Below are 17495 nucleotides of genomic sequence, written 5' to 3'. Positions count from 1 at the left end.
ACCCCTCGCGCCCCGCGCCCCTTCCTTCACATCAGCCGCGGCCCCGCCGCATCGCCCCGGAGCCAGGATCATGGATGATCTCTTGCGCGAGTTCCTGACCGAGACCAGCGAGAGCCTCGACGTCGCCGACGTCGAGCTTGTGAAGTTCGAGCAGGACCCCAACAACGCGCAGATTCTCAACAATATTTTCCGCCTGGTGCATACCATCAAGGGCACCTGCGGCTTCATCGGCCTGCCACGCCTCGCAGCCCTCGCCCATGCGGCCGAGACGCTGATGGACCGCTTCCGCGAGGGCCGTCCCGTGACCACCGATGCGGTGGGGCTGGTGCTCTCCACCATCGACCGCATCAAGCTGCTGCTCCAGCATGTGGAGGAGAGCGAGGGGGCCGAGCCCGAGGGCGAGGACCGCGACCTCATCTCGCTGCTCGAAGCCATGGCGGAGGACACGGCCGTCGCCGCCCCGCCTCCGCCTCCGCCCGCGCCCGCCGCCCCGCCGGAACGGGTGCTCCTGCCCGGCGAGCTGCCGCTGGACGAGCTGGATCGCATCTTCCGCGAGACCAAGGTGGACCCGGTGACGCCGCTGCCGGCCGCGCCGCCGGCCGCCGCGCCGGTCGCGCAGAAGCCCGCGCCGAAGGCCGAGGCCGAGGCCGCTCATGCCGGCGAGGCCCATGGCGTCGCCGCCCAGTCCATCCGCGTCAGCGTGGGGGTGCTGGAGCAGCTGATGACCATGGTTTCCGAGCTGGTGCTGACCCGCAACCAGCTGATGGAAATCGCCCGCCGCCACGACGAGCCGGAATACAAGGTTTCCCTGCAGCGCCTCTCCAACGTGACCGGCGAATTGCAGGAAGCGGTCATGCGCACGCGCATGCAGCCCATCGGCAATGCCTGGCAGAAGCTGCCGCGCATCGTGCGCGACCTCGCCCAGGAGCTGGGCAAGCAGATCGAGCTGGAGCAGGTGGGCGCCGAAACCGAGCTGGACCGGCAGGTGCTGGACCAGATCAAGGACCCGCTCACCCACATGGTGCGCAACTCCGCCGACCACGGCCTGGAGATGCCCGAGCAGCGCCGCGCCGCGGGCAAGCCCGAGCGCGGCCTCATCCGCCTCTCCGCCTATCACGAGGGCGGGCACGTCATCGTCGAGATCTCCGACGATGGCCGCGGCCTCGACATCGCGCGCATCAAGCAGAAGGCGCTGGAGAACGGCCTCGCCACCGAGGCGGAGCTGGCCAAGATGCCGGACGCGCAGGTGTTCCGCTTCATCTTCCACGCCGGCTTCTCCACCGCGCAGAAGGTGACGAGCGTGTCCGGCCGCGGCGTCGGCATGGATGTGGTGCGCTCGAACCTTGAATCCATCGGCGGCACGGTGGACGTCCGCTCGCGGCCGGGCGAGGGCTCCACCTTCGTCATCAAGATCCCGCTGACGCTGGCCATCGTGCCGGCCCTCATCGTGCGCGCCGCCGGCGAGCGCTTCGCCCTGCCGCAGAGCGCGGTGGAGGAGCTGGTGCGGGTGCAGGCGGGCTCGGACCACGAGATCACCTGGCTCAACAACTCGCCGGTGCTCGGCCTGCGCGATCGCCTCCTGCCCATCGTCAGCCTCGGCGGCCTGCTCGGCCTCGCGCCGGAGAGCGATGGCCGCGAGGAAGCCCTGTGGGAGCGCGCGCTCATCGTGGTGATGAAGGTGGGCCACCAGACCTTCGGGGTGGTGGTGGAGGCGGTCTCCCATACCGAGGAGATCGTTGTGAAGCCCATGGCCTCGGCGCTGCGCCAGCTGCCCATGGTCTCCGGCAGCACCATCCTTGGTGACGGGCGGGTCATCATGATCCTCGATCCGTCCGGCCTCGCCCAGCATGCGGCGGCGCGCGGCGGTGCCGCCGAGGACGTCAGCCGGCACGGCGCCGGCCGCCAGGCGCGCGCCGGCCAGAAGCGCTCGTCGCTGCTGCTGTTCCGCGCCGGCTCGCGCGATCTCAAGGCGGTGCCGCTCGGCCTCGTCACCCGCATCGAGGAGCTGGACGTGGCGCGCATCGAGCGCGTCAACGGCTACCCGGTGCTGCAGTATCGCGGCGCGCTGATCCCCGTGCTCTACGCCAACGAGGAGGTGCAGCGCGTGGCCGCGGGCACCCAGCCCATGCTGGTGTTCGCCGATGGCGGGCGCGTCATGGGCCTGGTGGTGGACGAGATCGTCGACATCGTGGAGGCCGAGCTCGACATGGAGCTGTCGCCCTCCAACATGCCGGAGGTGCTCGGCGCGGCGGTGCTGTCGGGGCAGGCGACGGAAATCCTCGATGTCGCCTTCTACGTCCAGGTGGCGTTCGGCGAGCGCTTCCGCCATCTGGTGCGCCCGGCCGAGCGGCCGCGGCTGCTGCTGGTGGACGAGAGCCCGTTCCACCGCGACCTTCTGGCGCCCATGCTCAACGGCAACGGCTACGAGGTCACCGCCTGCGCCTCCGCCGGCGAGGCGCTGGCGCGGCTCGGCGAGGAAGCCGGCTTCGATGCCATCGTCAGCGACGTGGACCTGCCGGACATGGACGGCTTCGCCCTCGCCGCCGCCGTGCGCGGCGACCCGCGCATCCGGGCGGTGCCGATCATCGCCCTCGCCACCGCGCAGGACCGGGACTCCCTCGAGCGGGGCCGCGCCGTGGGTTTCACCGACTGCGTTGCCAAGTTCGATCGCCCCGGCCTCATCGCCGCGCTGAAGGAATTCGCCAGCCGACAGGGAATTGCCGCATGAACGCCCATTCGCCCCTCATCCAGGACGCGGCGGAGGCCGCGACGCACGATGTCGTCCAGTACGTCACCGTGCGCATCGGGCCGCAGCTGTTCGGCCTGCCCATCGCGCTCGTCCACGAGGTGTTCGTGCCCGAGGCCATCACCCGCGTGCCGCTGGCCCCGGGCGAGATCGCCGGCGTGCTGAACCTGCGCGGCCGCATCGTCACCATGGTGGCCATGCGCCGCCTGTTGTCCCTGCCCGACGCGGAGGGCGCGCCCATGGCGGTGGGCATCGAGCACCACGGCGAGGCCTTCGGCCTCATCATCGACGACGTGGGCGAGGTGCTCTCCCTCGATGCCGCCCGCCGCGAAGCCAACCCGGCCAACCTTGACCCGCGCTGGGCGCAGGTGGCCGCCGGCGTCCATCGCCTCTCCGGCGATCTGATGCTGATCCTCAACGTGGACCTGGTGCTGGAGCGGGCCGGCTCGGCCGTCGCGCGCCAGGATGCCGGCAAACGCGCGGAGCTTTGAATGAAGACCTGTCTCGTGGTGGACGACTCCAGCGTCGTCCGCAAGGTTGCCCGCGGCATCCTCGAAGATCTCGGCTTCTGCGTGGAGGAGGCGGCAGACGGCGCCCCGGCGCTTGAGATGTGCGCCCGGGCCATGCCCGACGCCATCCTGCTCGACTGGTCCATGCCAGTGACGGACGGCCTCGCCGTGCTGGAGCAGTTGCGCTCCACCGAGGCCGGGCGCGGGCCGAAGGTGATCTTCTGCACCGCCAAGAACGACATGGAGCATATCGCCCGTGCCGTCTCGCTGGGCGCGGACGAATACATCATGAAGCCGTTCGATTCCGAAATCCTGCGTGAGAAGCTCGAGGCCGTCGGCCTCCTGGACAGGGTGGACTGATGCCGCAATCCCTTTCCCCCCCGGAGGCGCCGACGCTCGGCTCGGCCATCCGCGTGATGGTGGTGGACGACAGCGTGTTCGTGCGCGGCATCGTCGCGCGCTGGCTGTCGGAAGATCCCGCCTTCGAGCTCGTGGGCACCTATTCCAACGGCAAGGCGGCGCTGGGCGACCTCGAGCGGGTTCAGCCCGACGTGGTCATCCTCGACCTCGAGATGCCGGAGATGGATGGCCTCACCGCCCTGCCGCTGATCCTCAAGCAGCGGCGCAACACCACCGTCATCGTCGCCTCGGCCCTCTCCCGCCGGGGCGCGGAGGTCAGCCTCAAGGCGCTCACCCTGGGCGCCGCCGACTATCTGCCGAAGCCAGACGCCACCAAGGGCACCTTTGCCACCGACGACTTCAAGCGCGAGCTGATGGAGAAGGTGCGCAGCCTCGGCCTGAAGGTGCTGCGCCAGTCCGGCCGCGCCCCCATCGCGTCGCCGCCGACCGCCCAGCCGCAGGCGACGGCGGTGCCGAGCCAGCCAAGGGGACCCATCAGGTTGCGACCCTATTCCGCGTCCGACGTCTCGCTCATCGCCGTGGGCAGTTCCACCGGCGGCCCGCAGGCGCTCACCCGCCTGTTCGCCGTGCTCGGGCCGTATATCGAGCGCATCCCGGTGGTCATCACCCAGCACATGCCGCCGACCTTCACCGCCCTCCTCGCCGAGCACGTCACCCGTGCCGCGGGCCGGCAGGCGGCGGAGGGGCAGGAGGGCGAGGCGCTGCGGGCCGGGCGCATCTACATCGCCCCCGGCGGCAAGCACATGCTGCTGGAGCGCGACGGGCCGCGCACTCTCATCCGCCTGTCCGACGGGCCGGCGGTGAATTTCTGCAAGCCGGCGGTGGACCCCATGTTCGACGCCGTGGCGCAGATCTACCGCCGCAACGCGCTCGCGCTGGTGCTCACCGGCATGGGCAGCGACGGCGCCCGCGGCGCGGGCACCATCGCCGATGCCGGCGGCAGCGTCATCGTGCAGGACGAGGAGACGAGCGTGGTGTGGGGCATGCCCGGCGCCACCGCCAGCGCGGGGAACGCCAGCGAGGTGCTCCCCCTCCAGGCCATCGGGCCGAAGGTCATCGCCATGCTTGCGAGGAGGCGCGGATGATCCGCCCCGCGGACTACGACTTCTTCGCCCGGTTCCTGAGAGAAAGATCAGGACTGATCCTCACCGACGACAAGCACTACCTGCTCGAAAGCCGCCTCATCCCGCTCCTCAACCGCTACGCCGTGCCCGACTTCGCGCGGCTGGCGGAGATCCTGAAGAGCAACGAGGCGCCCATCATCGCCGAGGCGGTGGTGGAAGCGATGACCACGAACGAATCCCTGTTCTTCCGGGACAAGGTACCGTTCGAGGACATGGCGCGCTCGCTGCTGCCGGCGCTGTGCGGGTCGCGGCTGAAGACGCACACGCTGCGCATCTGGTGCGCCGCCGCCTCGACGGGGCAGGAGCCCTATTCCATCGCCATGCTGCTGGCGGAACGCCCCGAGCTGACCGGCGGCCGGCGGGTGCAGATCCTCGGCACGGACATTTCCAGCGAGGTGCTGGAGCGGGCCCGCGCCGGCCGCTACAACCAGTTCGAGGTGCAGCGCGGCCTCTCGGTGCAGCAGCTGCTCAAGTATTTCGTGAAGTCGGGCGACTGGTGGGAGGTCATCCCGCAGCTGAAGTCGGTGGTCGAGTATCGCAAGTTCAACCTGCTCGACCCGTTCACCGGGCTCGGCACGTTCGATCTCATCATGTGCCGCAACGTGCTGATCTATTTCGACGTGCCCACCAAGGCCGACATCCTGCTGCGCATGTCGCGCCAGCTCGCGCCCGACGGTTTCCTCCAGCTCGGCGGGGCGGAGACGGCCATCGGCATCTGCGATGCCTTCCGGCCCCTGCCGGACCATCGCGGCACCTACGTCCACTCCCGCGCGCCGGCGACCATCGTGGCCGCGCGACGGTAGCGGGGAAGAGGCTCCGCCGCCCGGAGCTTGCGAAGGGCGGCGGCGGATCATTCCGGATCGGAAGCGAATCCGGAGCAAGACGGGCCGAAAAATCCAGAGCCGGCGCCGCGGATCGCGCATCCGCCGCCGGCTTTGGCGTTCCGGGCGGAAATGATTGCGGGGTCATTCCGATCTGGCAATCAAATCGCTTCCAAACCCGTTCCTCTTCAGATTGCCCGCTCCCCGCCATCGTCATAGGGGTTTTGCGTCGCCCAGCGCGGAAATAAATCGTTAAGACATCGATGCCGGCGACACGAACCTTCTAGGACATGATGGAGGGAATCATGTACGTCGTCGTTGATGAGCGGGCCTCTGTTGCCGAAAGCTACGTTTCTGCCTTCTCGCGCGAGGGTTTTTCTTCGCAGGGCTTCACCGGCAGCGAGTTTCGTGACTGGATCGAGACCACGTCCGACCAGGACCTCGGCGCGGTGGAAAGCTTCCTGATCGGGGAATCCGACGCGCGCATCACCTATCCCGACCTCATCCGCTCCCACAGCCAGGCGCCCATCATCGCGCTGGAGGACGTGAAGTCCCTCACCCAGACGCTGGAACTCTTCACCGCCGGCATCGACGACGTGGTGCGCAAGCCCGTCCATGTGCGCGAGATCGTGGCGCGCGCCGATGCGGTGTGGCGGCGGGTGCGCTCGGGAGACATCCAGATGCCGGCCGACGAGCGCCTGCGCGTGTTCTTCGACGGGCGCGACCCGGAAGTGGACGGCGCGCCGCTCGCCCTGCCGCGCCGCGAGCGGCACATCCTCGAATATCTGGTGAAGAACTCGAAGCGGCGGGTCACCAAGACCCAGATCTTCAACACCATCTACGGCATCTTCAACGAGGACGTGGACGAGAGCGTGGTCGAGGGCCACATGAGCAAGCTGCGCAAGAAGCTGCGCCTGAAGCTCGGCCGCGACGTGATCGATGCCCGCCGCTATCTCGGCTACCAGTACGTGGGCTGAAGGCCGCAAGTCGGCCGCAGGATCGCAAGCCCCAATCCAGCTTCGATGACTATGACGGGACGGATCTTTGTCTTTCAAATTCAAGACAAGTTCAAAAGCCCGGAGAAGGGAGACAGATAATGCGTCTGACCGTCAAGACCTCACTGATCGGCCTCTACCTCGTCCTGGTCGCCCTGGCGGCCGGACAGGGGGTTCTGGCCCTGAGCAAACTCGCGCACCTCAACGAAAACGTTACGGAAATCAACACGAATTGGCTCCCCAGCGTCCGCGCCGTGGGCGAAGTCAAGTATACGATGACCCGTGTCCGCGTCGCCGCCATGCGCACGCTTCTGGTGTCGGATCCGAAGGAAAGTGCCGCGCTTCAGGCCCGCATGACGCGCCTCCTCGCCGAGAACGGCAAGGCGATGACGGCCTATGAAAAGCTCATTTCCACCCCCGAGGAGCGCAATTCCTGGAATTCGGTGATGGTGCATTGGGCCGATTACACGCAGGCCCAGACCGAGTTCCTCGGCAAGCACCAGTCGGGCATGACGGACGAGGCCATCGATCTGGCGAACAAGAGCGTCGCCCTGTTCGATTCGGTCACCGCCGGGCTCGACAAGAACGTCGAACTCAATGATCGGTATGCCGACGAAGCCGCGACCGCTTCCGTCGCAGACTACAGCCAGGCGCATTTCGTGCTGCTCGTGTCCATCGGCATCCAAATCGTGCTCGGCCTCGGCGCCATCGCCTTCATCGTCATCGGCATCACCCGCCCGCTCAACCGCGTCACCGACGCCATGGGCAAGATCGCCGGCGGCGCCCTCGACACCGAGGTGCCGAACCGCGAGACCAAGAACGAGATCGGCGACATCGCCCGCACCCTCGAAGTCTTCCGCGACGGCCTCGCCGACAATGAGCGGCTGCGCGTCGAGCAGAAGCGCAAGGAAGAGGAGATGGCGCAGCAGCTCGTCGCCGAGCGCACCACCATCGCCAACTCGTTCCAGAGCCGCATGGGGGCCCTCGCCGAGCGCTTCTCCGGCTCGTCCGGCGAGGTGGCGGACGCTGCCCGCAATCTCTCCGCCACGGCCGAGGAGACCTCCCGCCAGGCCCAGTCGGTGACGCTCGCCGCCGAGGGTGCCTCGGACAACGTGCAGACGGTGGCCGCCTCGGCGGAGGAGCTGTCCGCCTCCATCCGCGAGATGAGCGACCAGGTGTCGAACTCCGCCGTCATCGCCCGCTCCGCGGCCGAGGAGGCCGAGCGCACCAACGAGAACATCCGCCAGCTCTCCGAGGCGGCCCAGTCCATCGGGCAGGTGCTGAACCTCATCAAGGAGATCGCCGAGCAGACCAACCTCCTCGCCCTCAACGCCACCATCGAGGCGGCGCGGGCGGGCGACGCGGGCCGCGGCTTCGCGGTGGTTGCCTCCGAGGTGAAGGAACTCGCCGCCCAGACGGCGAAGGCCACCGATGAGATCTCCATGAAGATCGGCGAGATCCAGCACGCGACCTCGGCCACGGTGACCTCCATCCAGAGCATCGTGACGACCATCAACAACGTGCGCGACCTCACCGCCATCATCGCCGGCGCGGTGGAGGAGCAGCGGGCCGCCACCAGCGAGATCGCTGCCAACACGCACCGCGCGGCGCAGGGCGCCACCCAGGTGACCAACAACATGTCGGGCGTCGGCCAGGCCGCCGGCATGACCGGCTCCGCCGCGACCCAGCTCATGAGCCTCTCCTCGGCGCTCTCCGAGCAGTCGCAGGATCTTCAGCGGGAGGTGACGAGCTTCGTCTCCACCCTGCGCGCCGCCTGATCCGCGGCGCACCAACAGAAAGGGCCGGTGTCGCGAGACACCGGCCCTTTTCGTTTGCGGCCGATCCGCGTGACGAAAGCGGGGGTCAGTCGAGCTTGATGCCGAAGCGGTCGGCCTGGCGCTGCACGAAGGCCTCCATGCGGGCGCGGCCCTGGTCGGTCAGCACCACCAGGATGCGCCGACGGTCGCGGCCGTCGGGCACGCGCTTCACGAGGCCGGCCTCTTCCAGATCATCGATGCGGCGCAGCGCCGTGGTGGTGGGCGCGCCGGAGGCGATGCACAGGCTGGTGACGGAGATGGGCCGGGCGCTCGCTTCGGCCACGGCGAGGTCGAGCATCATCTCCCACGCCGGATCGGAGAACAGGCCGGTCTGGAAGATGGCGTCGCGGTCGGCGCGGGCGGCGACGAGGGCCTTCATGTAATTGGGCCGGGCAATGGTGCCGGGGGGATCGTCCTCCCCGTTCACGCTCAGGGCCTCGTCCTCCACCAGCGCCAGCGCGCGGTGGATGGCATGGGCGACCTCTTCCGCGGCGAGCGGCTTCTGCAGGAAGTCCACCGCCTGAAGCCGCAGCGCGCCCACGGCGCGATCGAGGGAGGCATGGCCGGTGATGACGATGGCGGCCATGGGATGCTTGCGCCGCCGCACCGAGAGCTTCTGCAAAAGCTCGATGCCGTCGATGCGCGGCATCTGCAGGTCGGTCACGATCACCTTCAGGGGATCGTTGCGCTGCACGAGGTCCAGCGCCTCCACCGCCGTGGTGGCGGTGAGCGAGGCGATGCCGAGCATGGAGAGGCCGTCGTGCAGCTCTTCGAGCACGTCGGCGTCGTCATCGACGAGAAGCACCTGCGGCTCGACCGTCACCGCCACGACCGGTGCATCCTTGGAGCTGTCATTGCGCATTCTTGGTTACGGTGTCCTTGGGCACATCGTCCTTTGGCACAGTGTTCTTTGGCACAGCGTCCGGTGTCGACCATTCCTTGAACATCGCGAGAAGCTGGGCAAGGCCGAGTTTACGCGAAATCAGGAAACCCTGCACGAGATCGACCCCCATCGCCTTGACGCGCGACAAATCCTCTTCCGTTTCAATGCCTTCGGCGACCACTTTCAGGCCCAGCCGCTGGCCGAGCCGGATGAGCGCCTCGAGGATGCTGCGCGATTTTTCCGTGTTTCGCGACTGGATGATGAGCGCGCGATCGACCTTCAGCTCGGTGATGGGCAGCCGGGCCAGCTGGAGCAGGCCGCTCTGGCGCTGCCCCACGTCGTCGAGGGCCACGCCGAAGCCGGCCATGCGCACCTGCGCCAGCGCCATCAGCGCATCGCTGGAGGAATCATAGATCGCATCCTCGGTCAGTTCCAGGATGACGTCCGCCGGCGACAGGCCGGCCCCGGTGACGGTGCGGGCGAGGAGGGCAGGGGCCTGGGGCTCGGTCAGAAGCTCCAGGGGCATGTTGATGCTCACCGGTCCGCGAAGGCCGGCCGCCCGCCAGGCCGCCGCGCCGCGCGCCGCGCTTTCGACCACATGGAGGGTGAGCTGCCGCAGCAGCCCGGGCACCGCGCCGACCGCCTGGATCACCGTCGGCGGGGAGATGCGGCCGAGGCCCGGCCACGCGTCGCCCAGCAGCGCCTCGGCGCCCGCGAAGGTGTGTCCATCGGGGCGGCACTTGGGCTGGAACATCACCGGCACTGTCCCCGCCGCGATCGCGGCCTCGACTTCGGCGATCACGCGCGGTCCCGAGGGCACGCCGACGGAGGTCCCGCGCCCGCCGGCCTCGGTGGCGTCGGAGTCGATGAGGGCCAGAAGCTCCTCGGGATCGAAAGGCTTGCGCAGGGTGCCGAGGATGCGGATGTTGCTCATCCGCCCGGCCTCGGCGGCGGCCTCGATCACATCTGCGTCACTCCCGCTGATGAGCACCACCTGGGGGCTCAGCGCGCAGCGGCAGAGGGTGCGCAGCACGTCCACCCCGTCGGCTCCCGGCATATTCAGGTCGAGCAGGAGAACATCCGTCTGGCAGAGGAGCCGGGGCGTCAAATCTTGAGCATTGGAGGTATGATCGACCAGATGGCCAGAAAGCGTAAGGTATTCCGCTAGGTCTTCGCGAAAGGCCTGGTCATCATCAAGAATAAGGATGCGCCGAAGCTTGCTGCGCCCCGGGGTCGGATCGGCCGGTGCGCCAGCCTGCGGCATTGAATACACCTCACTCTGACAGGTGTCAGTCTCGCAAGAGTGGCAAAACGCCAATCTATTGGGTCATATTTCACCCAGGTTGTCATCTTTCAAGTCGGCAACTGATCCGGATTTCACTTCAAATTGGAATGAGTTCGCCTTGACGAAGAGGAAGCACGGGCGTGGAGTGCGGCGCAGCACGGGGGTTCCACCCTTTGGTACCGTCGGAATGGAATGGATCGACGACAGATGAATCACGTCCTCATCGTCGACGACGAGCCTGAATACCTTGACGAGCTGATCGAGGCGCTGGCCTTCCGCGGGCTGTCCACCTGCTCGGTCGCGCGCGGTGCCGAGGCCCTCGACGTGCTCGCGCGCGATTCCGATGTCCGCGTCGTTCTCACCGACATGCGGATGCCGGACATGGACGGCGTTGCGCTGGTGGAGGCGGTCAAGGGGCGCTTTCCGAGCCGCAATCTCCACTTCCTGATGATGACCGGCCACGCCGCCGAGGCCGACATTGAGCGCGCGCGCCAGAAGGGCGTGCTGCGCTGCTTCCCGAAGCCGCTGGCCTTCGATGCCCTGTGCGAGGCGCTGGTCGAGCTTGGAGGTGCCGCCGATGCCCGCGCCTGATCCCCTTTCAAGGCCGGACGGCCAGGGCTTCAATCGCGTCACGCTGATGCTCGCAGGGCTGGTCTTCCTCGTCGGCGTCATTCCCCTGGTGGCGGCGCTGGTGCTGTTCCAGCTCCACAGCCATGCGGAAATGGAAAAGGCGGAGATCTCCGCCCATCGCATGGCGACCCTGCTCATGCGCAGCTTCGAGCAGGCGGTCGAGCCCATCGACGCCCTCTTGCAGAATTTCGCCAGCAACCACGACAGCACCGCCGCGCCCTACCAGATCTACGAGCAGCTCAAGGATTTCAACGTCCCGGCCTCGGTGGTCCAGCTGGCCGTAACCGACAGGAACGGCGTCATGGTGGCGACCTCTCTCGCGCCGCCGGGGCCGGAGAAGGTGGACCTTTCCGACCGCGAGCACATCCGGGTCCACATGGGCAAGGATCCGGCGACGGCACAGCTTTTTATCAGCAAGCCCGTGCTCGGCCGGGTTTCCAAGAAATACACCATCCAGCTGACCCGCCCATTGACCGACGCCCAGGGCGCGTTCGCCGGCGTGGTGGTGGCCTCCTACGCCATCAGCGACTTCATCGACTTCTACAAGCAGCTCCGCGTCGAGGACGGCGAGCTGATCGCCCTCATGGGCACCGACGGCATCGCCCGCGCCCGCGCCACCAACAAGACCAGCTTCGGCGACGACGTTTCCAAGTCTCCGGCCTTCCTCGCCGCCATGCAGCGGGGCGGCGACGTCTATCGCCAGGCGAGCACCTTGGACGGCGTGGAGCGGGTCGGATACACCGTGCGCTCGGGCAAGTACCCCTTCCTCGTCTCAGTGGCCTATTCCACGGATTTCGTGCGCGGCCAGACGGCGGACTTCAAGGCGGCCATCTGGAGCACGGCGGCCGGCCTCTCCCTCGCGCTGCTGGTGGTGGCGGCGGTCGGCGGCAGCTACCTCAATCTGCAGAAGAGGCTGGAGGCGCAGGAGGTTCAGGCGCTCGCCCGCCAGCGCGAGGCCAAGGTCCTCGACGCCATCAGCCGGGTGCCCGGCGTTTCGGTGATGCACGTCACGCCCGACGGCGCCACCGAGATCGGATCCCCGCCCCACGGCGGGCTCGGCTGCCTCATGCGCACCTATCTGGACAGCCGGCGCTTCCGCACCCTCGTCGCGGACCTGAGCGAGCCGCGCCACATCAACGAGCACCTCTCCGATGGCGAGACCGACGTCGAGGCGGAGATCGTCGTGGCGCCCCTCCAGGGCATGGACCGGGGCGGCTCCGGCGGGCAGGAGGTGGTGGTCGTCGCCGTGGACCAGACCCAGCGGCGGATGGAGGAGAACAAGCTCTACCAGATGTCCAAGCTCGCCTCGCTGGGCGAGGTGGCGACCGGGCTCGCCCACGAGATCAACCAGCCGCTCGGCGTCATCCGCCTCGCCGCTTCCAACGCCCTCACCGGCATGAAGATGGGGCTGCCGCCGGAGCATCTGGTCTCCAAGCTCGACCGCATCGTGCAGCAGACCGTGCGCATGAGCCGGATCATCGACCACATGCGCATCTTCGGCCGCAAGAGCGACGAGCACCTCCAGCCCTCCGGCCCGCTCGATGCGGTGGAGGGCGCGCTCCAGGTGGTGGGCGCGCACCTGCGGCTCGACAACATCGAGGTCGAGACCGTCCGGGGGGCGGACATCCCCAAGGTGCTGTGCCGGCAGGACCAGCTGGAGCAGGTCATCATCAACCTGATCCAGAACGCCCGCGACGCCATCGTCGAGCGCCGCGCCCGCACCGGCGAGGACTTCCCCGGCCTGATCCGCCTGTCCGTCGGCTGCGAGCCGGGCAAGGCCGGCCGCGTGCTCCGCATCCGCGTGGCGGACAATGGCGGCGGCATCTCCGAGGACGTGATGGAGCGCATCTTCCAGCCCTTCTTCACCACCAAGCCGCCCGGCAAGGGCACGGGGCTCGGCCTCTCGGTCAGCTTCGGCATCATCCGCGACCACGGCGGCACGCTCTCCGTCGAGAACGGGGACGGCGGCGCGGTCTTCACCATCGAATTGCCGGCGCTCGAAGAGGCAGAGGCGGCACAGGCCGTCTGAGGCGGCTTGCGGCACTCCCTGAAGCGCCTTTCGCGCCGCCGCAAAGGCGAGCGGGCGGCCGTGCATTCCGTACCGCAGGCGGCGCCGCGTGCGGGATCGGCTGGCCCTACGCGGCTTTGCCGCGCGCTGCGCTGCACCATCGAAATCGGCATAATTAATCAGTATCACCTCTTTTATTGATTTTTGCCGATCACCGAAGCGGCAGGAATCTGCGCGATTTCCCAGCATTCAGCCCATATCGACGGCATTGTGCAGAAATCTGACGTGGCGCATTGACGGCCGAATTAATCAGTGTACTCCTATTAATGGAGTCCGCCGCAGGCGGGCGTCGCTGGAGCAAACGCTGGAGCACGCGCCGTCGGATCGCGCTGCGATCGGGCTTGTCGTCTCCAGGGGAAGAAGGGAGACAGGAATGGCTCAGGAGCCCCTCGCCACCAAGGGCAACTACCTTCACATCTACGACTTCACCATCAATCCTGGCGTGGAGGAGGAGTTCATCCGCGAGTTCGAGGATTTCGACTATTCGGATGGAAACCCCATGCACAAGTCGTGGGCGCAGGTGAAAGACGGCGTTCTGCTGCGCGATGAAGAGAATCCGCTGCGTTTCTACTTGATCGCCGAGTGGAAGGACATCGAGGAGCACGCCAAGATCCGCAAGATCCTGGCCGAGGAGATCAAGCCCTCGTTCATCCGCCACATCGTCGGCGGCAAGTTCGTGCCGCGCTACGCCAAGGTGGTGTCCTCCACGCCCGACGAAATCCTCGCCAAGGCAGCCGGCTAACAACTTCCGCCGGCTGAAAGCTTCCGCCGGCTGAGGCTTTCCGGCCGCCGACATCTGCGGGCGTTTTGCCGCCCGCTCTCCGGCGATGGCTTCGTGCCTTCGCCGTTCCATGCGTGTGAAGAAAAACAAAACCTCCAGAGTGCGCAAATGGAACTCTACGGTTTCTTTAGGTCGTCCGCCTCCTACAGGGTGCGCATCGCGCTCGCCTTCAAGGGGCTCACCGCGACGCCGCGCCCGATCAGCCTGCCGAAGATGGAGCACAGGGCCGACGCCTTCGTGCGCCTCAATCCGCAGGGGCTGGTGCCGGCCCTGGTGGACGGCAGCCTGGTGCTCACCCAGTCGCTCGCCATTATGGAGTATCTGGAGGAGACGCAGCCCGAGCCGGCGCTGCTGCCGAAGGACCCCATCGAGCGGGCCTATGTGCGCGCCTTCAGCCAGGCCATCTGCTGCGACATCCATCCGCTGAACAACGTGCGGGTGCTCAAGCATCTCGATCGCCTCGGCCATGACGAGGCCGCGCGCAACGCCTGGTACGCCCACTGGATCGCCGAGGGCTTCCGCAGCCTCGAGGCGATGCTGGCGGACCGTGGCCTCAGCGGCCGGTTCGTGCTGGGCGATGCGCCCGGCATGGCGGACATCTGCCTCGTGCCGCAGGTGTTCAACGCCCAGCGCTTCAATTGCGACGTGACGCCTTATCCGCTGGTGATGGGCATCTACGAGAATTGCATGGCCCTCGACTGCTTCGAGGCCACGCACCCTAAGTATCAGGCAGACGCTGCCTAGATTAGAATAGTTCTTTTTCAAGTTACAAAGTCATACGCCACTCACGCCCCCCTGCCCCGGGAGTAGAGGCATGAAAGCCCTATTGTCGTTCTCGCGCTCCATCGATGCGCTCAATGTCTTCGTCGGCCGGGTGGCCTGCTGGGCCATTTTCGTGGCCATCCTCGTTTCGGCCGCTAATGCGGTGGTCCGCAAGATGTTCGGCGTGTCGTCCAACGCCTGGCTTGAACTGCAATGGTATCTGTTCGGCGCGGTCTTCATGCTCTGCGCGCCGTGGACGCTCCAGCTCAACGAGCACATCCGCATCGACATCGTGGCCTCGCGCCTCAGCCGGCGCGTGACCAACATCATCGAGGTCGCCTGCATCGTCCTGTTCCTGATGGTGTTCTCCGCGCTCATGGTGTGGCTCTCGGTGCCGTTCGTGTTCGACTCGCTGAAGTCGGGCGAGACGTCCACCAATGCGGGCGGGCTCATCCTGTGGCCAGCCAAGGCACTGATCCTCCTCGGCTTCGTGCTGCTGCTGCTGCAAGGCGTCAGCGAACTCATCAAGCGCATCGCCATCATGCGCGGCGACCTCGCCGAGGCGGCGGGCGCCGACCTGCACGAGGCCGAGGCGGAACGCATCCTCCATGAACTCGCGAAGGTGGACCCCCGCATCTCGGAAGGCGGCATGCGGCCATGACCGTGGCAACGACATCCACCTTCACTTTCGCTCGCCGCGCCTGAGGCCGCTCCGATGATAGAGTTCATCGCCCACAACCTCGCCCCCATCATGTTCGCGACCCTCGTCGTGTTCATGCTGCTGGGCTATCCCGTCGCCTTCGCGCTGGCCGCCAACGGGTTGCTGTTCTTCTTCATCGCCGTGGAGCTTTCGCCCTACGCGCCGGACGCGATTACCCTGTCCTGGCCGCTCCTCCAGGCGCTGCCGGAGCGGGTGTTCGGTACCATGGCCAACGAGGTGCTGCTCGCCATCCCCTTTTTCACCTTCATGGGGCTGGTGCTGGAGCGCTCCGGCATGGCGGAAGACCTGCTGGAGACCATCGGCCAGTTGTTCGGCACCGTGCGCGGGGGCCTCGCCTATGCGGTGATCTTCGTCGGCGCGCTGCTGGCCGCGACGACGGGCGTGGTGGCGGCCTCGGTCATCTCCATGGGCCTCATCTCGCTGCCCATCATGCTACGCTACGGCTACGACCGGCGCCTCGCCGCCGGCGTCATCGCCGCCTCCGGCACGCTGGCGCAGATCATCCCGCCCTCCCTCGTGCTGATCGTGATGGCGGACCAGCTCGGCCGCTCGGTGGGCGACATGTACGAGGGCGCCTTCCTGCCCGGGCTCATCCTCTCCGGCCTCTACGCGCTGTTCGTGTTTGCGGTGACCATCGTCTCGCCGAAGTCGGCGCCCGGCCTGCCGCGCGAGGCGCTCACCTGCTGCGAGCCGTCGGGCGCGCGCGGCGTGTGGCAGCTCGGCGTGCTGGTCGCTTATTCCGCCGCCGTCGCCACCCTGCTGATGCGGGAAACCGGCATCAAGGCGGGGGCGGACTATGCGATCCTCGCCATCTGCATGGCGGTGGTGGTGGCCCTCGTCTGCGCCCTGCTGAACCGCTTCCTCGGCGCGCGGCGGCTCGTCCTTTCCGCCGTGCTCACGGCGGCGTTCGGCGCGGCCTATGTGCTGCTGCGCGAGAGCGGGCATCCGACGGTCGGGCTCGTGGCGGACATCATCGCCGCGGGTGCGCTCTATGCCTTCATCGCCGGTGGCGTGGAGCGCTTCACCGGCCTGCCTCTGGTCTCGCGCATGGCCGAGCGCGTCACCTTCGTGATGGTGCCGCCGCTGCTGCTCATCTTCCTCGTGCTCGGCACCATCTTCCTCGGCGTCGCGACGCCCACGGAAGGCGGCGCCATGGGTGCGGTGGGCGCCATGGTGCTCGCGGCGCTGAAGCGCCGGCTGGAGAAGAACCCGGCGCGCTTCTCCCTCTCCATCCTGACCCAGGCGACGCAGACGACGGCCAAGCTCTCCGCCTTCGCCATCTTCATCGTGGTCGGTGCGCGGGTGTTCTCGCTTACCTTCTACGGCATCAACGGCCACCTGTGGGTGGAGCACCTGCTCACCAGCCTGCCTGGCGGGCAGATGGGCTTCCTGCTGTTCATCAACGCGCTGATCTTCGTCCTCGCCTTCTTCCTCGATTTCTTCGAGCTGGCCTTCATCGTGGTGCCGCTGCTGGCGCCGGCGGCGGACAAGCTGGGCATCGACCTCATCTGGCTCGGCGTGATGCTGGGGGTGAACATGCAGACCTCCTTCATGCACCCACCGTTCGGCTTCGCGCTCTTCTATTTGCGCTCGGTGGCGCCGAAGACGGCCTATCTCGACCGCCTCACCGGCAAGCGCATGGAGCCCGTCACCTCGGCGCAGATCTATTGGGGCGCCATTCCCTTCGTGGTGATCCAGCTGGTGATGGTGAGCATCATCGCCGTCTTCCCCGGCCTCGTGACGCACTACAAGTCGTCGGCCCCCGCCTCCGATCCCGCCGCCGCCCAGCGCCAGCTCGACAGCCTCGATGCCCCCGCGAGCGGCCTCGGCCTGCCCGCCATGCCCGGCCTCGACGATCTGCCGAAGCCCGGCGCCGGGCTCTGACCCCCGTTTGCCGACAGACGCCGACCAGTCAAAAACAAGGGGAATGAAA

The 17495-nt window shown here is 67.5% G+C and carries 15 protein-coding genes; 13 read left to right on the top strand and 2 right to left on the bottom strand.

Going from position 1 to position 17495, the window contains the following annotated elements:
* The first annotated feature begins 70 nt into the window (after window positions 1–70).
* The 7 genes from ACT535_RS19155 (at window position 71) to ACT535_RS19125 (ending at window position 8393) form a co-directional block, all read left to right on the top strand.
* Window positions 71–2728 carry a hybrid sensor histidine kinase/response regulator gene (locus ACT535_RS19155; RefSeq protein ID WP_476365647.1) on the top strand — a complete coding sequence of 886 codons (2658 nt, stop codon included), beginning with the start codon at window positions 71–73 and terminating at the stop codon, window positions 2726–2728.
* A complete protein-coding gene (locus ACT535_RS19150) occupies window positions 2725–3237 on the top strand; it encodes a chemotaxis protein CheW (RefSeq protein WP_168457444.1) in 513 nt (170 codons plus the stop codon). Before ACT535_RS19155 ends, ACT535_RS19150 begins: the two co-directional genes overlap by 4 nt.
* On the top strand, window positions 3238–3615 hold the full coding sequence (locus tag ACT535_RS19145) for a response regulator (protein WP_168457445.1): 378 nt from the start codon (window positions 3238–3240) through the stop codon (window positions 3613–3615).
* Window positions 3615–4760: a protein-glutamate methylesterase/protein-glutamine glutaminase gene (locus ACT535_RS19140; RefSeq protein WP_210254323.1), complete on the top strand. Its 1146-nt coding sequence runs from the start codon at window positions 3615–3617 to the stop codon at window positions 4758–4760. The genes ACT535_RS19145 and ACT535_RS19140 overlap by 1 nt, the downstream gene beginning before the upstream one ends.
* Window positions 4757–5602 carry a CheR family methyltransferase gene (locus ACT535_RS19135; protein WP_168457446.1) on the top strand — a complete coding sequence of 282 codons (846 nt, stop codon included), beginning with the start codon at window positions 4757–4759 and terminating at the stop codon, window positions 5600–5602. Before ACT535_RS19140 ends, ACT535_RS19135 begins: the two co-directional genes overlap by 4 nt.
* 323 nt (window positions 5603–5925) lie before the next feature.
* On the top strand, window positions 5926–6597 hold the full coding sequence (locus ACT535_RS19130) for a response regulator transcription factor (RefSeq protein ID WP_168457447.1): 672 nt from the start codon (window positions 5926–5928) through the stop codon (window positions 6595–6597).
* 119 nt (window positions 6598–6716) lie between these two features.
* Entirely contained in the window at window positions 6717–8393 is a 1677-nt protein-coding gene (locus ACT535_RS19125) for a methyl-accepting chemotaxis protein (RefSeq protein ID WP_476365646.1), read from the top strand.
* Between the two features lie 85 nt (window positions 8394–8478).
* Here the strand turns inward: ACT535_RS19125 and ACT535_RS19120 are convergent, their stop codons facing one another.
* Together ACT535_RS19120 and ACT535_RS19115 are read right to left on the bottom strand one after the other, a co-directional pair.
* On the bottom strand, window positions 8479–9294 hold the full coding sequence (locus ACT535_RS19120) for a response regulator (RefSeq protein WP_476365645.1): 816 nt from the start codon (window positions 9292–9294) through the stop codon (window positions 8479–8481).
* On the bottom strand, window positions 9284–10579 hold the full coding sequence (locus ACT535_RS19115; protein ID WP_476365644.1) for an EAL domain-containing protein: 1296 nt from the start codon (window positions 10577–10579) through the stop codon (window positions 9284–9286). The genes ACT535_RS19120 and ACT535_RS19115 overlap by 11 nt, the downstream gene beginning before the upstream one ends.
* 228 nt (window positions 10580–10807) lie before the next feature.
* Here ACT535_RS19115 and ACT535_RS19110 point away from each other — a divergent pair, with 228 nt between their 5' ends.
* From ACT535_RS19110 to ACT535_RS19085, 6 genes are all read left to right on the top strand, one after another.
* Window positions 10808–11191 (top strand): response regulator, encoded by a 384-nt coding sequence (locus ACT535_RS19110; RefSeq protein ID WP_476365643.1) that lies wholly within the window; start codon window positions 10808–10810, stop codon window positions 11189–11191.
* Window positions 11178–13259, top strand: a complete 2082-nt coding sequence (locus ACT535_RS19105) for an ATP-binding protein (RefSeq protein ID WP_476365642.1) — start codon at window positions 11178–11180, stop codon at window positions 13257–13259. The genes ACT535_RS19110 and ACT535_RS19105 overlap by 14 nt, the downstream gene beginning before the upstream one ends.
* Window positions 13260–13671: 412 nt before the next feature.
* Complete coding sequence (locus tag ACT535_RS19100; protein ID WP_024276908.1) at window positions 13672–14040, top strand: hypothetical protein; 369 nt, start codon at window positions 13672–13674, stop codon at window positions 14038–14040.
* A gap of 147 nt (window positions 14041–14187) precedes the next feature.
* Entirely contained in the window at window positions 14188–14823 is a 636-nt protein-coding gene (gene maiA, locus ACT535_RS19095) for a maleylacetoacetate isomerase (protein WP_476365641.1), read from the top strand.
* 70 nt (window positions 14824–14893) lie between these two features.
* On the top strand, window positions 14894–15502 hold the full coding sequence (locus tag ACT535_RS19090; RefSeq protein ID WP_168457455.1) for a TRAP transporter small permease subunit: 609 nt from the start codon (window positions 14894–14896) through the stop codon (window positions 15500–15502).
* A 54-nt stretch (window positions 15503–15556) separates the two neighbouring features.
* A complete protein-coding gene (locus ACT535_RS19085) occupies window positions 15557–17446 on the top strand; it encodes a TRAP transporter large permease (RefSeq protein ID WP_476365640.1) in 1890 nt (629 codons plus the stop codon).
* Window positions 17447–17495 lie beyond the last annotated feature (49 nt).

It is taken from the genome of Xanthobacter sp. DMC12 (assembly GCF_056314105.1).
Note: the sequence above shows the minus strand (reverse complement) of the source record. Positions and strands in the feature narration are given on the sequence as shown.

Coding starts and splice junctions, on each gene's coding strand:
- ACT535_RS19135 (WP_168457446.1), top strand. CDS start 4,757: ATGATCCGCCCCGCGGACTACGACTTCTTCGCCCGGTTCCTGAGAGAA.
- ACT535_RS19150 (WP_168457444.1), top strand. CDS start 2,725: ATGAACGCCCATTCGCCCCTCATCCAGGACGCGGCGGAGGCCGCGACG.
- ACT535_RS19115 (WP_476365644.1), bottom strand. CDS start 10,579: ATGCCGCAGGCTGGCGCACCGGCCGATCCGACCCCGGGGCGCAGCAAG.
- ACT535_RS19130 (WP_168457447.1), top strand. CDS start 5,926: ATGTACGTCGTCGTTGATGAGCGGGCCTCTGTTGCCGAAAGCTACGTT.
- ACT535_RS19100 (WP_024276908.1), top strand. CDS start 13,672: ATGGCTCAGGAGCCCCTCGCCACCAAGGGCAACTACCTTCACATCTAC.
- ACT535_RS19120 (WP_476365645.1), bottom strand. CDS start 9,294: ATGCGCAATGACAGCTCCAAGGATGCACCGGTCGTGGCGGTGACGGTC.
- ACT535_RS19085 (WP_476365640.1), top strand. CDS start 15,557: ATGATAGAGTTCATCGCCCACAACCTCGCCCCCATCATGTTCGCGACC.
- ACT535_RS19145 (WP_168457445.1), top strand. CDS start 3,238: ATGAAGACCTGTCTCGTGGTGGACGACTCCAGCGTCGTCCGCAAGGTT.
- ACT535_RS19155 (WP_476365647.1), top strand. CDS start 71: ATGGATGATCTCTTGCGCGAGTTCCTGACCGAGACCAGCGAGAGCCTC.
- ACT535_RS19125 (WP_476365646.1), top strand. CDS start 6,717: ATGCGTCTGACCGTCAAGACCTCACTGATCGGCCTCTACCTCGTCCTG.
- ACT535_RS19090 (WP_168457455.1), top strand. CDS start 14,894: ATGAAAGCCCTATTGTCGTTCTCGCGCTCCATCGATGCGCTCAATGTC.
- ACT535_RS19110 (WP_476365643.1), top strand. CDS start 10,808: ATGAATCACGTCCTCATCGTCGACGACGAGCCTGAATACCTTGACGAG.
- maiA (WP_476365641.1), top strand. CDS start 14,188: ATGGAACTCTACGGTTTCTTTAGGTCGTCCGCCTCCTACAGGGTGCGC.
- ACT535_RS19140 (WP_210254323.1), top strand. CDS start 3,615: ATGCCGCAATCCCTTTCCCCCCCGGAGGCGCCGACGCTCGGCTCGGCC.
- ACT535_RS19105 (WP_476365642.1), top strand. CDS start 11,178: ATGCCCGCGCCTGATCCCCTTTCAAGGCCGGACGGCCAGGGCTTCAAT.